Origin of the sequence: Sutcliffiella halmapala (genome assembly GCF_002019665.1) — a bacterium.
GTDB classification, from domain to species: Bacteria; Bacillota; Bacilli; order Bacillales; family Bacillaceae_I; genus Sutcliffiella_A; species Sutcliffiella_A halmapala.
This window is the reverse complement of record NZ_KV917375.1, coordinates 620,829-638,393: the sequence shown is the minus strand read 5'-3', so window position 1 is coordinate 638,393 and position 17,565 is coordinate 620,829. Positions and strand designations below refer to the sequence as shown.

Below are 17,565 nucleotides of genomic sequence, written 5' to 3'. Positions count from 1 at the left end.
TACCATAAAGTAATTATACACATGTTACAGTGTCATTAAATCAACACAATGTGACCTTTTCCTACAAAATTACTGATGCTTTTCATAAACAGGGAATAATAACTAATTATTTTTCGACAACCATATGCTATAATAAATATGATGGAAATAAAAGACTTTAATGTAAGGATGACGGTAAACACATGATTAGCGTAGTACTTCCAACCATAGGCACGAGAGAAGCTGAAATAAAAAGGTTAGTTGAGAGCTTAGAAAAACAAACATATAAAAATGTAGAATTAATTGTCGTAACCCAAGACAACCATGAAAAAATTCAATCTATATTAGCCTCTACGACTCTAACCTATACCCACGTTCCTATCAATAAAAGGGGATTATCAATTGCCAGAAATGTAGGGATGCAATATGTAAAAGGCGACATTGTCACATTCTCAGATGATGACTGTTGGTATCCCGAAGACTCATTTGAATTTGTTAATGATTATATGATGAAAAAAAATGAGCATATTACATGTTTTCAAATTTTCGATCCAACCAAAAAGGATTATTATAAGTCATATCCTGACACTCCTATTCCCCAAACTAATTGGAGAAAATTATTTAACAAGTCCTCTATTGAAATCTTTGTGAATTTGTCGAAAGTAAAAAGAGAGGCTATAAAATTTGATGAAAAATTCGGTCTTGGGGCTACATATCCTTCTGGAGAAGAAAATGTGTTCTTGTTCGATCTTAAAAAGCAAGGATATAGAATAAGCTATTTTCCTCAGATAGTAGTTTATCACTTAAAGCCTGATGTTTCTACTAGATTAACGAATGCACAAATAATTGGAAAAGGTCCAATGTTTAAAAGGATTTTCAATACTCCTATTGCTTTAGCTTTAGTTACCCTATTTTTAGTAAAAAAATTTAAACATATCGAACAACCATTGTCATTATTAACGGCTTCCTTAAAGGAAACGTTAACATATAAAAAAAATTAGTATTATAAGGAGGAAATTATCCAGAATGAAGAGCAAAAAGTTTTACAGTGTTTTACTCTTCTGTCTATTAGTCTTAATGACTACGACAGCCTTTTCCAATGGCCCATCCACACATTTTTCGAAGTCATTTGACAACGGAGAAACTTCTATTGAGTTAGAACGTTCGTTTCAGCTATCAGTTAATAATGCTGAAATATCCACACTAAAGATTACAGGGAACAATCAAGTCCTTTTTGAGGATGAAGTATTTACAGGATATTATCCAACTATCCATAGCTGGTCAAATTCAGATGCACAATATATAATCGTGGAAAAAAGATTAGACGGTACAAACAATATACTTAATTTTTTCGTTTTAAAACTTCATGGTGATTCTATTGAAAAAATCTATGAATCTATTGAATATGTTAAAGGAAGCTTACTAGTTAACGAAGATGCTAAAATAGAAGTCTCCTATCCAATTTATGCTCCAGAAGATAGCCTAGCGATTCCGTCAAAAATAGGAACTGACTTCTTTAAACTAAATGAGGATACACTAGAGAAAACACAGTCAGAGACAAAAGATAATGAGAACATTGATTCTGACAATTCTCTTCAGTTCCAAAATACTGACCCTTCCGACAAAGATATTGCAGCAATCTTGACAAAAAAGGCATTAGAATATAATATCCCGCCGGAGCTTGTAAAAGCCATTGCTTGGCAAGAATCTAAATGGGTTCAATTCAGAAATGGTCAACCTCTAATTGGTTATGACGGTCTAGGCATTGGTATTATGCAAGTATCAGAGAGAAATATTTCTCCTGAAAGAGAACATCGTTTAAAATATGATATTGAATTCAATATTGAAGAGGGCTTAAAAATTCTTGTTAGCAAGTGGAATTACGCCAACTCTAGTTCACTATTAATTCCTAAAATCAATGAATATGATAGAGCAGTGCTAGAACATTGGTATTTCGCAATTCTTGCATATAATGGTATTTCAAAAGTAAATGATCCTACGATAACTAATCGTTTACCATCATGGCCAGCTGAGCCTTACCAAGATACTATAATAAGTATAATCCGTGGTGAACATAGATCAGGTGCATCAGGAAGTTTAGTACCAGTTACAAAATTTCCAATCAATCTATTAAAAAATGATATTTATTACAATGAAGGTAGTAACATTATCCGTTTCAGAAAAGCTAATTATCAGGTTTCAGGTCCGTTCCATCGAACTTTTCAAAACTTTAAAAATGGGGATATTCTAGTATCTACTACAGATAATTTGAGAGTCAGAACTAGTCCAGGAGGTCCTGAACATAGTCGATTATCAAAAGGTGACGTCATTAAGGTTGTTGGGAACCAAGCCTTTGAAAATAGCTTTAATGTTCATCATAGCTGGTACCCTATTCAATTCCTAGATAACAACAAACAAACTTTTTATGTTGCTTCTAGCTATTTAAAGAAAATAGCATTAAATGATTTCCGGTACGATATAGCTGGAGGAGATCGTTATCAAACAAGTACTGCAATCTCTCGTTTTGGATGGCCATCAACTTCTAATACTGTTGTTATTGGTCGCGGAGACATCGCTATTGATGCTTTAACAGGGAGTGTACTAGCGAAAAAGTTTAATTCCCCCCTACTATTAACATTAGGGGATAGAGTTCCAGATACTGTAGTAAATGATATTAAACGATTAAAGCCATCCACTATTTATATTCTTGGTGGAGAAAGTGCTATTTCTAAACAAGTAGAGTCTACTTTAGGTTCTATTAATGGCGCTAAGGTTATGAGACTTTCAGGAAGCGGTAGATATGATACTGCATCTAAAGTCGCTACTGAAATAGGTCCAATTAAAGAAGTGTTTATCGCTACTGGGGACGAGAATTCTCCTGATGCTTTATCAGTTGGTCCGATCGCAGCATCAAAACAAGCACCAATTTTATTAAGCGCAAAAGATGGTTTAACACATCATAGTTTAAATGTACTCGAAAAAAATAAGAATTCTATTACAAAAGTCTATTTAATTGGAGATGTAAGTGCTGTACCAGCTAAAGTGGTTCAACAACTTAAAGCTCTTGGCATAGGAGAGAATCAAGTAGAGCGCGTAGCTGGTACTGATAGATTCCAAACAAGTATTCAAATAGCTAAACGTTTTAATGTTGGAACTGAGCGAATTGTTTTTGCAAATGGTCATCAATTCATCGATGCCTTACCTGCTACACCATTCGCCGCTTTAATTAATGCACCAATCGTCTTAACTAGAACAGATGATGTACCACATGCGGTTAATCAATGGCTAACCAAAGATGTGAAAAATGTTCCACAATTTTATTTTGTCGGTGGCGAAACAATCATTTCTACACCAAACAGAGGCAACATTCAAAGCATAATTTTGAGTAAATACTAAAAATTTTCCCTTTCTCTTATTGAGGAAGGGATTTTTTTATATAAGGATTTGTTTATGCCTATTGCTGATATTTGAGACTATACCAAACATGTGTTGGAACGAAAGTCATAGACTCCATAGACTCTGCATAGAGAAGCGGAACTAGCCCATAACCCGGAAAGCAAACACACCTGGCACGGAGATCAAAAGGGCGTTCAAAGGGGTAGCCTAATAAAAAAAGGTAGCCGAGTCATTTTAGACCCGGCTACCTTCCTTAATATTTTCTTATTTTAATAGATTATTTAGCCCCGCAACTACCTCTGCACTTACTGCATTGTCTCCACCAAATACAGTAATTAAATCTACATTCGCTTTCACAAATGTTTCAACATAAGAAGGAACTTGGTCACCTACTAGTAAGATACCTGTATTGTTTTTAGCTGCAAGTGCTGCACCAGCTAATGCATCAGCAAAATCATAACCTGTTGCCACATAATAGTGGTTAGAGCCACTGTGGAAGTGATTTGCTACTTTTACTGACGTATCAAAACGGTTCTCACCATTTAAACGACTTGGGTTAGGCAATTCTACTACTACATCTGGAGTAATAACAGAAGTTCCACCAACCACTAATGATTTCTTTGCCCCTAAACCTTGTAATGCAGCTTTAGTAGCTTTTGGTAAATCTTTAGATTCTGTTAATAAGATTGGCATACCTTTAGATGCTGCATATGCCGCAACAGATAAAGCATCAGGGAAGTTTTGACCATTTACAACAACTACTTCGTTAGCACCATTTGGAGCTAGTTCGTATGCAATTGCTGCAGCTGTAGAATAACGACTTGCACCCGCTAGACGTTGTACTTCTAAGCCAAGATCTTTTAATTCATTTTCTACAGAAACATTAACTGCTGCCTCTGCTCCTAGAATTACCACTTTCTTTGTACCTAGACGTTCAATTTCAGCTTTTGTATATTCATTTAAGCTATCGGTATTTGTAAGAAGTAATGGTGCATCATACTTCTTAGCTAATGGAATACCAGCTAAAGCATCTGCATAGTTATCACCACGAGCAAGAACTACAACATCTGCTTGTTCCCAACCAGCTTGACTTATCGCTGCTGCAGTAGAGTAACGACCTGGACCAGCTAAACGGTCAATGCGGCTATCTGCTTCATTACGGTAAATACTTAGTTCTTCCGTAACAGTGTTTCCAGCAAGATCTTCTAATTTCAATGTGAAATTATTTAAACCAGGTTCAAGTTTAAATTTCTTCTTAAATATTTCTGACGCTGGTTCTAATATATCTACTGGACTTCTAAATGGTAATTCGTATTCATGTGTTTCATCGATGTAGAAGGATAAATAGCTATAGTTATCCGCTAAAGTAAATGTTGCATCTACTTCTGTAACATCGTGATCAACAAAAGTTTTTACGTCCGTTGTAATAGTAGGGTGAGTTGTATCAATAAATACTTTTCTAGAGATAGAGAACTCGTTACCCGCCGTATCAACAGCCGTTACAATTACATCAAACTTTCCATCCTTTTCAAAAGTTGCAGAACCTTGGAACTCATAACGGTTATTTGCAGTATTTAATGTGAATGGTACAGCTTGACCGTTAATAGTAATCTTGTCAATAGCTACATCATCAGTAGCATAACCTTGAACTGGTACTTGTAAAGAAGCATACGCTCCATATGGTTCAGGTGTAGAAGTTCCAATGAACAGTAAAGGCTCTGTTGTGTCGCCTTCTGTTACAGTAGTCCCACCGATATTTAATACTTTGTCCACTGCATATACTTCAATTAAAGCTTTTGCAGGTGGATTAGCTAGAACAGTGCTAGTTTCTTCAGCTCCAAAAATACCAACTAACTGATCGTTAGCAAATACATAAAGCTCTTCAACACCGATTCCTGCATCTACCGCAGTCCATTCTACTTTACCCGTTTCTGTGTCGTATGTCGCAGAAACTTCTGGAGCCGTAGTATCCACTAAAATTGGAACCTTGATAGATTGGTAATCAGCATTAGCATAATCTACTACCGCTTTTATTTCATACCAATATTTACCATCTTTTACTAATTCAGAACGGACTTTCCCATCCCATGTTCTAGAATCATTGTATGAATAAGGAGTACCTCTTCCAGCATTGTAGAAGCTTTTACGAACATCGTTCTGTAATAGAATTCTTCGCAGCATTTTTCCTTCTTCATCTAATACATTAAATTGCATTTCACGCGCATTACGTAGGAATGCAGGAACTAGATTGATTCCATCGTACAAACCATCGCCATCTGGATTTAGTGCATAGAAGTTTTCACCATTTTCATCTGTGAAGAATGTCTCAAAATACCCTTCACTATCAACTGCATCTGCAGGTAAAACATTATAAAACTTATCTTGATCAAGTACAGAAAGTCCATCTAATATTGCTGGGTTGTCCCAATTTCCATAGAAGCCTAAGTATGGAACTACTAAATCAGCCTCAATGTCATGAGAAAGTGTTACCCAACCTTCTACGAAGATGTTCTCCACCAATTCTTTCACTGTTTCCGATCCATCTGCTTTAAATCCTGGAATTTTTGCATTTGTTAAATCTACTGTTATAGTAAATTCCTTTTCTCCATTAGCTGGAACCGCTACAGTTTCAGGCGCAGTAACTTTTGCACCTTCAAAATCACCAGCGATTTCTGCATTCCATTCAGGAAGATCTCCATTTTCTTTGAATGTATCCGTTAATACAGAAGTATCTACTTCGTATACTACTTCTTCATCCGTAAGGTTATTAGCAACTAAAGTGAAACTTAATGTTTTGTTTGTAAAATCAAATAATTCTACTTTACCTTCCCCATTATCTTTATTCACAACATACACAGGTGTATCTACTGCTGAGAAGATTTGCATCATACCTGCACCTTGACGGCGAGGAGAGAATGGTTGCCCATTTAGATCTTCAATTACTTTTGCAGTATTCATTATTAAAACTTTTGCTAATCTAGTTCTTTCTTCTGCATTAAGCTCATCGAATCTTTCATCGTTTAATAAGTACTGTTGAACTAATGCAGAACCCCCAGCAACATGAGGAGCTGCCATAGAAGTACCACTCATTAATCCATACTCGTTGTTTTGAAGAGTAGAATAAATTTTCCCACCTGGAGCTGTAATCTCAGGCTTTAATTCTAAGCTTGGAGTTGTTCCCCAAGATGTGAAATCTGTCATACGACCAAATTCAATATCTTCAAATCTCTCAAGTTCTTCAACTTTTAAAGTATTATTTCCTGCTGCAATAGCTTGCTCAAGAGCTTGACCTTCAGCATACTGTATTTTCATAAATGGAATATGCCATCCACCCTGGTTATTAAAGAATAGTGCACTTGGATCATGGTTATATACGATAATCCCTGCTGCTCCAGCTTCTGCAGCAAATTTAGTTTTATCGAAGAAAGTGTGTGTTCCACGAGGTAATACTACAACCTTACCTTCAACATCCACGCCTACATAATCTTCTGGACCTCCTAGTTTACCTAGGCTAACTAATTCTACTTCTTCTAAGCCTTCCCAACTATCGATACCATAACCAACAGCGGAGAAGTCATGGCCTCCAAAAGAAATAGCATGTTCGTATAAATAGGCTTCATTACCAGAAGCTGCAACTTGGATTGTATCTTTGTTTAATCCAGGTGCTCCCACAACACCGATATCAGGGTTTTGGAAGAATGGATTGCTGTATCCATATGCAAAGTGACCAGAGTTACCGGCAGATACGGCACACACAATACCATTTTCTACAGCACGTGTGATAGCTAGATCCTCAGCACTTGCTGGGTCATAGAAAGAGGCTGTTGAGCCTAAACTCATGTTTAGAACATCAGCGCCTAATTTAATAGAATCATCAATAGCCGCTAAATATACATCCGACCAAGTGGAAGGATAATTAGGGTCATTGGAAAATACTTTCATTCCTAATACTTGTGCTTCAGGAGCTACACCGAAAATCTCACCATTTGCTGCAACTGTACCAGCTACGTGCATTCCGTGATGGGATGCTCCAGGTCCTAAGTCTAGGATTTGATTATTTTGATCATAGTAGTTGTAACCATAAGGTACTTTTTCTGTGAAGAAATTCCCCTTTAAACTATTCTCTGAAACAATAGAATTTACATTATTTTCAGTTAAGTACGGCTCCGTATCTTCACTTATTACGAAGTCTTGGTGATCCGGGTCAACACCTGTATCAATTACAGATACAACCATCCCCTCACCTTTTAAATGAGCATCGCCCCAAGCCTTTGTTGATTGAATAAACTGATGGCTAGTTTCCATGTCTGGTTCTACTTCCGGACGATTATACTCATTTGCTAAGTATACTCTAGTCACTTCAGATAGTGATTCGATTTTTTCAATATCCCCAAAAGCTACTTCTCCAGAAAAACCATTAAATGCTGTAGTAAAGCTGTTTAAATATTTAATGTTTATTCCTTTAGAAGAAATAGAATCTTTTACACTTTTTTGCTTATTAAGAGTATCCTTTAATAAGGATTTTTTTGTTTTTTCAGCTAATTCTTTATATAATACTTTTTGTTTAGTAGCATACTCTAAAGGTGTCTCACCTGAAACCTCGACAATTACTCTTACTTTCTCATTTGCAGCAAAAGTTGCTTGCTCTAATCCCTCAAATTTTTGCGCTTCTCTTTCTTTCTTAAGCAGTTCTCGAACCTGATCAACGTTCGAGCTCTGAGCGTCTTCATTACCAGTAGCTCCAACTACAAATTGTAGATTAGAAAATACAAGTAAGAACGCAAAGAAAGAAAACATAAATTTACGTAAATTCCTCAACAAAAATTCCTCCCCAGATTTATAAATAGGAAAATGGTATCGCCCATAAAACTACTAAACTACTATCCCCCCTTCTTTCTAGTAAATATTGAAAACACAGTCTTATTTTACAAGTAATAAACAATTAAGTCAATTTAGTATCTTTTAAATGTTTTGAAATTTTAATTATTATCTTTTGGTTACAAAGTAGAACTTTCTCATTAAATTAGATTTATTGTTTTCTAGTTATTTTTCTTAAGCTACATATCGCTATCTATTCTATTTCAATAGAATAGAACTAGACTTTTTTAGTTTCATAGTCAAAAGTAGGCCAAAAAGACTAGATATTAAGTCTTAGTTACGGTATGCTATATTTGATAAAAATTTGGAAAGTGAGGGGTATTTTTGAAAAAAATACTTTTTTCTGTTTTAATCTTTTTTCTATTAATTAGTTTTAACTTTTCCAAAGTATCTGCAGCATCCGATCGTATTGCAGGGAGCCATAGGTATGCTACTGCTGTTGAAATTTCAAAAAATGGTTGGTCAAAGGCCGATACAGTTGTATTAGCGATAGGAGAAAATTTTCCTGATGCTTTAGCTGGAGGACCTCTAGCTTACAAACTTGACGCACCTATTCTACTATCAAGAAAAGACGAATTAGGAGCTGTGACTAGGGCGGAGATTACTCGCTTAGGAGCTAAAAAAGCCGTCATTCTTGGAAGTACTGCAGTTATCACCACTAAAGTGGATAATGAACTTAAAGGTTTAGGTATAACAGTCGAGAGAATCGGCGGTCGTGATCGCTTTGAAACTGCTGCACAAATTGCAAAAAAATTAGGAACTACGGACACTGCCATCGTAGCCTACGGTCATAATTTCCCTGATGCACTTGCTATTGCACCTTATGCAGCTAGAAATGGTATACCAATTTTATTAAGCCGTACAGATGATATTCCTAGTTCGACAAAAGATTCTTTAAAAGGTAAGAAACGGACCTATGTAATAGGTGGAAGTTCTATATTAAGTAATAAAATCTTATCTCAAATGCCAAATGCTAAGCGTATTTCTGGTTCTGGACGCTTTAGCACAGCAGCTGCTGTTATTCGAGAATTTCAAATGGATGCAAACAATGCTTATGCCGCAACAGGTATGAATTTTGCTGATGCGCTGACTGGATCTGTACTAGCAGCCAAAAAGAATGGAGTAATTTTATTAGTTGAACCAACAAACCTTCCTACTCCAATTAAAGAATTACTAAACGTTAAAAAATTCTCTGAAGTTTTAGCAATTGGAGGTACCACCACTGTTTCCGATAATGTATTAAACGAAATTAAAGGCTTAGTTAAAAATGAAAAATTGGAGAATGCTTTACCTATAAATGTGAACCAATTATATACAGGTTCTTTTGAAAGTAGGAGTGTTTCCAAATTCTACAAATTCAATTTATCGAATTCTGGAAACGTAAAGCTTTCATTAAGTAATATCGCTGGATCAAATTGGAACTTATCCTTAGTTGATCGTAATGGGACTAGTTATGTAGATTTTAGTTCAAATAGTAGTTCCTATGCTACCGGGAATACTGAGGTGCCTATCGGACTTCCAGCAGGAGAATATTTTATCAAACTAGATGCAAATAGTAATTCTACTAATGTCCCTTTCACATTTTCAGTTAAATATGAAAAAAGCGAGTACTATGAAAAGGAACGTAATAATACTTTAGCTACTGCAACACCGATAAATGTGAACAAAGTAAATTACGGAAGTATTCAAAATAGATATAACGATCTTGATTATTACAAATTTTCACTTCCTAAAGCTGGGAACATTTCATTGAAAATGAAAAACCAACCAGACGCATATTGGAATATTAGCGTTTTAAGTGAAACTGGAGACTCTTTAGTAACGACGTCAACCGATTCCTCTTCCAATGCTACAGGTTGGCAAACTGTCGATGTTGGCCTTCCGGCAGGAACCTATTATATAAAAATTAATACTAGTAATAATAACACTGTCCATCAACAATATTCGTTTGAAGCTAGTTTTATAGAAAGTGAATTTTATGAAAAAGAATTTAATAATTCTACCGGCACCGCTACTACTATTGCAGTTAATAAGAAATATCAGGGATCGATTCAAAATAGATACGATGATTTAGATTACTATAAATTCAAACTTGAAAAGGCAGGTAACATTCAAATTAAAGCATTGAATAAGCCTAATACATTGTGGAGATATATTTTATATAATGCAAATGGTCAAGAAATTAAAAATTTCTCCACTAATACTAGTAGTGTCTCCAACTCAGAAACTAATATTCCAGTAGGATTACCCTCTGGTGAATATTATTTAAGAGTTTCTGGGCTAAACAATGAAACCAATCATACTCCTTACACATTTACGGTCGACTTCGTAATGGGAGAATACTTTGAACGTGAGTTAAATAACACTGCTTTAACAGCTACTCCAATAGTGTTGAATCAAAATTACACTGGAGCAATTCAAAATAGTTATAATGACCATGACTATTATAAATTCAGCCTTAATAACGCATCACAAGTTACTGTTACGGTAAAGAACCAATACAACGTTTCTTGGAGATACACTATTTATAATAGTAGTGGTAATTCTGTTCTGAATTTTTCAACAGATACTGGTCAATTTGCTGCAGAAACAAAAGAACAAACAATTGACTTAATTGCAGGCGACTACTATATACGAGTAGAAGGATATAATACTCATTCAGAAGATACACCTTATTTCTTTAAAGTTAACAGATAATAGATTGATAAAAAGACTTGAGAAAGAACAATTTCTCAAGTCTTTTTTCTTCTTTTTTGTTATGACTTCTATAATAGTTTTACTAAAAATTAGCACAGCACAATTGATTCAAGGTTATGTATAGTTTAAATTCATTTAATATTGGGTATAGAACAAGAAAAGGAACCCCAAATATGAGATTCCTTGAAACTTTTTGGTCTACTAATTCGTCTATATATAAAAGGAAATTAATTGATGACTCTCTTCGCTCCCAAATATCTAGGGGACCAATAACTATTACTCATACTAGTAATTTCTACACCTCTAGTAGAACCAGCATGAATAAATTCATTATTCCCAATATAAATACCTACATGTGATGGGCCAGCTTGATAAGTTTCAAAAAACACAAGATCCCCAACTTGCGGTGCTGAAATCGATTTTCCAGCGCTCCATTGATCGGATGTTTGACGTGGTAAATGGATACCATATTGTTTAAAGACAAATTGCGTGTAACCACTGCAATCAAATCCATTCGGGGTTGTACCTCCCCATACATATGGAGTACCTATATAATTTTTGGCAGTGGAAATTAATTTAGTGAGATCTCGAACTAATGCATTTGATACATTCTCAGATACAACACTTTCGCCACCTATAATTTCAAATTTCTTGATTGTATTATTTTGAATAACTCTATTAATATCACTTGGCACTGAATTTTTCTCTACTAATAAAATCGATGTATTATCCTTTGCTGCCAGCACTGAACCTGTTAGAGCATCAGCAAATGACATTCCTGTTGCTATGTATACATTATCTTTCGGATTTTGAAGTGTTTCAGAAACAGTTGCGGCTGTTCCAAAACGAGAAGAACCGGCAACTCTAACTGGGGTTGGCAATTGTTGAAATACTTGTCTACTAATAACCCCTTCTCCTCCAACGACTATCGTCTTGGAATACTTAGATAATTCTTTTTTAACTGCTAGTGGGATAGAGTTATTCTCTACTAAGAAAATAGGGTAACCATTTACAGCTGCATATGATGCGATCGCTAAACTATCAGGAAAATTTCTTCCATAAGCTACAATTGCTGTATCCTTAGATGGCAATTTATTTGCGATGTTAACAGTTGTCTCAAAACGATCTCTTCCAGCAATTCTCTCTACCGATAATCCCATAGTTACAAGTGTTACTTCTACTTTTTCTGTAACTACACCTGTTCCACCTAAAATCACTGCTTTACTTGCTTTTAATCTACTAATTTCTTCTTGAATTTCCTTCGGTACATAATTACTATCTGTTAACAAAATAGGTGCATCGAGAGAGTACGCTAAAGGTGTTCCTGCTAATGCATCAGGAAAATTGTTCCCCACAGATATTACAACCGTATTTGTTCCCTTAGGCCATCCCTGTTTGGAAACTTCAACCGCTGTTTTATAACGATTATCTCCACTGATTCTATTGATTGTCTTCTCACTTGCCAGTGTCTCATTCGCAAATTGCAAAAAAAACAAAACAGGAATTAAACATACAATAGTTCTTACTATGTTACAAAATAATAAATTTTTCGACATCCATTTCACTCCAAATCTAGTAAATGTTACATAGTAATATGTAATATTTTTGTCTAATTTTCTCTAATTCTATTATATCACCTAATTTCTTGACATAAATATTAAAATATTGTAACAAAGTAGCGTAAAAGATATTTTTTTGTCAAAAAAATACTTTTTCTCTTCCTCTATTTAGATAATTTCTGTAAACTAATACTCATAAATCTATGGTATTAGAGGGTTTTCTAAAATGTCGTCATACAATAAAATTACAAAAATCGGGATATTACTTTCCCTAATATGTTGCTTCATTTCCATAAATTACATATACCAAACTCCACTAGGAAAAGTTGAACCTTCTAGTAAGATTCTAAATAAAGAGGAAATTAAGAACGCCCAGCTTAAAGCTAAATCTAATGAAGAATGGTCTGCTTTTTTAAAATGGGAAGTGGAACAGGCTGAGAAATGGCTAACAGAAGAGATTACCATTCCATCTCAAGGAGGTGGCCATCCCTCTTGGTTTATTTGCAAGGATGGATCTGCACTTTTTTATAATCCTAACTCATCAAAACAACATTTTTGTGAGCAAGATCAGCATATTTACATAGGAGATTCCTATGATCACGGATGGTTGTATCGTAGGCATCAACAAATTATTCAAGCTGCCTTCAATTTTGCTCATTTATACTTAATTACAGAGAACCCGGTATATGGAGAAAAAGCCCGAGAAATATTAGTGGGTTATAGCGAAGTTTATTCCAAATATCCGCTTCAAAGTAATGGAGGGAGATTGTATTGGCAAAGCCTAGATGAAGCAGTCAGCCTAATTAGTCTAGTTCAAGTCTTCGATATTATAAATGAAAGTGGCTTTCTTTCCTATCGAGAAAAGACAATGATAAAAAGCAAATTTTTTAAAGAGTCTGCTCAAACTCTAATGATGAATGAAAAAGGAACTTCCAATTGGCAAGCATGGCATATTGCAGCTATTGGTATGATTGGCTATCTCCTAGAGGAAGAGGAATTGATAGAATATGCAGTTAATGGGGAACAAGGGTTTTTCTACCTCATAGAAAACAGTGTAACAGAGGACGGTTTTTGGCATGAAGGGTCTATCGCATACCATTTATACGCTTTACGACCATTAACATGGTTAGCAGAATACTCTACTAGACTTACAGAGGATTCATTATTTAAAAGTGAAATATTAAAAAAGATGATAGATGCACCTATTCAATATGCTTATCCTGATCACACTGTCCCTACTAATAATAATGGTGGTATCTATGGAATGACATTAATCGGAGAACCTTTATCTGGAGTCGAAATTTATGAATTGGCTAGTAATTATTTTCAAGATGCTAGATTTGGGAGTATTCTAAATAGGCAAGATTCTCCTACTTTTACAGGATTGTTCTATGGACCTATTGAATACGAAAGGAACCCTTTAATGGAGAAATCTATTAACTTCTCCAGTTTTGGTCATGGGATTTTACGAAATGCTAGGATGTCATTATTAATGGATTATGGATTTCATGGTGGCTATCACGGTCATTTTGATAAACTTCATCTTGACTTTTATGCACTAGAAGAAAGATTTGCCACAGATCCCGGGGCGCCTGCACATAGCCATCCATTATTTGAAAGTTGGTATAAACAAACAATAAGCCACAACACTGTCACTATAAATGGAGAGTCCCAATTAGATACAGCAGGGGATTTAATTCTCTACAGTGAAACGGAGGATTTTAATCTCCTGCATTCATCTGCTAATGACGCCTATCCAGGAGTAACTTATGAGCGCAGTCTGTGGCTAAACGATCTTTATACAATAGATTGGTTTTACGTAGAAGGGAATTCTCCATCTCACGTATTTGATTGGGTTGTCCATGTCGATGGAAATTTCTCCTTTCACTCACCCAATCAAGTAAAAAAAGCAGACATAGATTATGACTATTTTACAAATGGAAAAACAATCCCCTATATAACAAAGTTTAAGGGAAGCTGGAATAAAGACAATAATGGTGTGCAGTTAAACATACTGGGATTACCTTCAAAACCAGTAGATTTATTTCTTGCTAATACACCTGGCCCATCAAACGATAGCTATATGGTACGAGACACGCTTTTACAGAGATATATGGGGAAGAAGATTCAATTTACAAACATCCTCTACCCTACCAACATTGAAGGAGCCCTTACCTTAGATGCCATAAGAGTTGGAGATAATGGCGTAATAGTAAAACTTAACGAGCAATACCATCTATATTGGTACCGTAACCAATCCCAGTCTTCACCAATTATTGCTTGGAAAGCACAATCAATTCATCCTCATAGCGAAGTCAATTTTCCACGACTGGAGATAACTGAAACTGGTGACACACTTTCCATCCAAATTGTTAATTTGAATGAATACTATAGTCTAAGAATTATATTAGATGATTCTCCGGTAATAAAGAAATATTTAATAAACGGAGAGGAAGTAATTGCAGAAATGTTAAATAACCAGATCCTCTTAAAAGTTAAATAGAAAGGCTAGCCTCTATAAGTTAAATATACAAAATTATATATAAGTCTAGATTTAATAATTATCGGGTATTAGCAAAGTAGAATATGATGATCTTACTAAGCATACTATTAAATGATTATATATTTAGGGGGAGTATCTATTATGGAAATTGCAAAGAAATTCATTCCTACACTAAAACGACCTATTTTCAAGAGAGAAAATTATACTTACTTCTTTGAAATATACTGGTTTAAAACAATAATCATTACTTGTTGCTCAAGTATAGCTTTGTTCCTCCCTGCTTACCTTATAAAATTTGGATATGATAATGGAATAGTTGCATTTTATATATTAGCTATTTTATTAGCAGTCCCCTGGTTTCTCATACCAACATTATTTCTATTATATTTAGCCAATGGCTCTAAACCAGCAATAATAGCAGCATACAGTTTTATTGGAGTACTCACAGTAGTTTTTCTTACATGGGTAATTTGCATTTTTCAATATTAAATCCTACATAAAAAAGACTTTCACACTAAAACTAGTAGTGCGAAAGTCTTTTTTCCTATTCTACTTCTTTATTAATAAATATATTCACAATATATTCTGCCCATACCTCATGTCCTTTTTCACTAGGAGCTTTATTTTGAGGTAACAAATATTCTACTATTTCATCAGTTTGATAGTCAGGCCAATTAGTCCAATGGTCAATAAAGGTATGACCTTCTTCCTCAGCTAAAACTTTCAATTCCTCTACTTCTAGAGGATAATAGACTGCCCCTTGTACAGGATGTGGTGGTTGAAGAAAGAAAAAGGCATTTTCATTCAACTCCTTAATATCTGCAATCATTGTCTTAATATGTTGCAACCTTTGCTCAAGAAGTACGACTCCATTATCTTCTAATATAAATGGTTCAAAGATGATAATATCTGGCGTTACATCAATAGCTTCCATATGTAAATTCCCGTTAATTACATCTATAGATGTTGCATTAGGAATATCATAGACTGATACATTGATTAACTCTCCATATGTAGATTCGATTTCTTCTTTAAAAATGGCTGGCCAAACTCGTTCTCCAATAGTACTTGCGCCAGATCCAATTATCACCAATTCTACTTTTTCTTGATTTTCAGAAGCTTTTACTAGGAATTCAGCTATATCTAATGGTAAGGAAGTTACATAATCTTCAATATTTCCCTTGCTACTAGCAACTGTTTCTCCGACATTCCTCTCTTTATCGCTTTCTAAATTAGTAGATGCAATCACACCTTCAGATGGAACATTTTTTATTTTCTGCTGCCAATGCACGCTTCCGTAAATAATAGCTGCAATACAACCTACAGCTACTAATATCGTTAAGATTCTCATTAATACCACCTCATATTTAATATACTATTATTATCCAAAACTTCAAGACATCCCCGGAAAAATACATAAAAATAATCATAAAATAAATGTGAAAAAAATATATAAAATACAAAATCAGACATTTTACAACCTAATAACTGTTGTGTTACATCCTATAAAATTCTATAATCATAAATAGAAATCAATAATTAAAAAGGAAGAGGATTTCATGTTAAAAAAGAAATGGTTTATCATTTTAGTTTCTATTTTAAGTGTTAGCGTTATCGGAGTCGGGATATTTGCATTTAGTGTGTATAAATCTTTAGAAAATACTGCCGCATCTATGCATACCCCTCTAAATCGAACTAGTTCAGAAAAACGTCCTACAGATATTGATTTCAAGAAAAAAGACCCGCTTTCTTTCCTGATACTAGGAGTAGATGAGAGACCTGGTGATCGAGGTCGTTCAGATTCTATGATTGTACTTACTGTCAATCCCAATAATAAGTCTATGCAGATGGTTAGTATCCCTCGCGATACAAGGACCGAAATTATTGGTAAGGGATTTGAAGACAAAATAAACCACGCCTATGCTTTTGGCGGTCCTGAAATGTCAATTGCAACAGTAGAAAATTTCTTAGATATTCCAATCGATTACTTTTTGCAAGTAAATATGGAAAGTTTCAAAGATATTGTAGATGCAGTTGGCGGAGTAACCGTAGATAATGATCTTGATTTTAGTAGTGGTGGTTACAATTTCACAAAAGGAATGATAGACCTCAACGGTAAAAAAGCATTAGCATATTCCCGTATGCGTTATGAAGACCCTCGTGGTGACTTTGGACGTCAAAAACGTCAGAGAGATATAATCCAAGGCGTTATTACTAAAGGAGCATCCTTCTCTTCTATAACTAAATTTGACGATATTCTACAAATACTTGGCAATAATGTACGAACTAACTTAAGTTTTGATGATATGGTCGATATTCAATCTAACTATAAAGAAGCAAGACATAAACTCGACCAGCATCAAATTACTGGTTCTGGACAAATGATAAGCAATGGCACACAAAACATTTACTATTATATTGTACCTGAAGAAGAAAGACTAAAGCTTTCGAATCAGCTTAAAGAGCATTTAGCAATGGATAGTGATGCAGTTGCTAGCAATCATTAAATAAGAAATAAGAAGAGGCTACTCACAAGTAATAACGAGTAGCCTC

General features: G+C 34.8%; 9 protein-coding genes. 6 read left to right on the top strand and 3 right to left on the bottom strand.

Features of this window, described 5'->3' with window-relative positions; all coding sequences use genetic code 11:
* Positions 1-182: 182 nt before the first annotated feature.
* A complete protein-coding gene (locus BK580_RS02850; protein WP_078378871.1) occupies positions 183-980 on the top strand; it encodes a glycosyltransferase family 2 protein in 798 nt (265 codons plus the stop codon).
* 25 nt (positions 981-1,005) lie between these two features.
* The gene (locus tag BK580_RS02845; RefSeq protein WP_078378870.1) at positions 1,006-3,375 is read left to right on the top strand and encodes a cell wall-binding repeat-containing protein; all 2,370 of its coding nucleotides are present in this window, start codon (positions 1,006-1,008) and stop codon (positions 3,373-3,375) included.
* Positions 3,376-3,639: 264 nt separating this feature from the next.
* On the opposite strand, the gene BK580_RS02840 is transcribed toward BK580_RS02845, so the two are convergent.
* On the bottom strand, positions 3,640-8,193 hold the full coding sequence (locus BK580_RS02840; RefSeq protein ID WP_235863984.1) for a cell wall-binding repeat-containing protein: 4,554 nt from the start codon (positions 8,191-8,193) through the stop codon (positions 3,640-3,642).
* Positions 8,194-8,577: 384 nt separating this feature from the next.
* Between BK580_RS02840 and BK580_RS02835 the strand changes: the two genes are divergently transcribed.
* The gene (locus tag BK580_RS02835) at positions 8,578-10,950 is read left to right on the top strand and encodes a cell wall-binding repeat-containing protein (RefSeq protein ID WP_078378869.1); all 2,373 of its coding nucleotides are present in this window, start codon (positions 8,578-8,580) and stop codon (positions 10,948-10,950) included.
* A gap of 227 nt (positions 10,951-11,177) precedes the next feature.
* On the opposite strand, the gene BK580_RS02830 is transcribed toward BK580_RS02835, so the two are convergent.
* Entirely contained in the window at positions 11,178-12,506 is a 1,329-nt protein-coding gene (locus BK580_RS02830) for a cell wall-binding repeat-containing protein (protein WP_078378868.1), read from the bottom strand.
* 229 nt (positions 12,507-12,735) lie between these two features.
* On the opposite strand from BK580_RS02830, the gene BK580_RS02825 reads away from it, so the two are divergent.
* The gene (locus BK580_RS02825) at positions 12,736-15,012 is read left to right on the top strand and encodes a heparinase II/III family protein (protein ID WP_078378867.1); all 2,277 of its coding nucleotides are present in this window, start codon (positions 12,736-12,738) and stop codon (positions 15,010-15,012) included.
* Between the two features lie 141 nt (positions 15,013-15,153).
* The gene (locus BK580_RS02820; protein WP_078378866.1) at positions 15,154-15,501 is read left to right on the top strand and encodes a hypothetical protein; all 348 of its coding nucleotides are present in this window, start codon (positions 15,154-15,156) and stop codon (positions 15,499-15,501) included.
* A 55-nt stretch (positions 15,502-15,556) separates the two neighbouring features.
* Here the strand turns inward: BK580_RS02820 and BK580_RS02815 are convergent, their stop codons facing one another.
* Complete coding sequence (locus BK580_RS02815; RefSeq protein WP_078378865.1) at positions 15,557-16,363, bottom strand: SGNH/GDSL hydrolase family protein; 807 nt, start codon at positions 16,361-16,363, stop codon at positions 15,557-15,559.
* A gap of 208 nt (positions 16,364-16,571) precedes the next feature.
* On the opposite strand from BK580_RS02815, the gene tagU reads away from it, so the two are divergent.
* Positions 16,572-17,519 (top strand): polyisoprenyl-teichoic acid--peptidoglycan teichoic acid transferase TagU, encoded by a 948-nt coding sequence (gene tagU / locus BK580_RS02810; RefSeq protein ID WP_078378864.1) that lies wholly within the window; start codon positions 16,572-16,574, stop codon positions 17,517-17,519.
* Positions 17,520-17,565 lie beyond the last annotated feature (46 nt).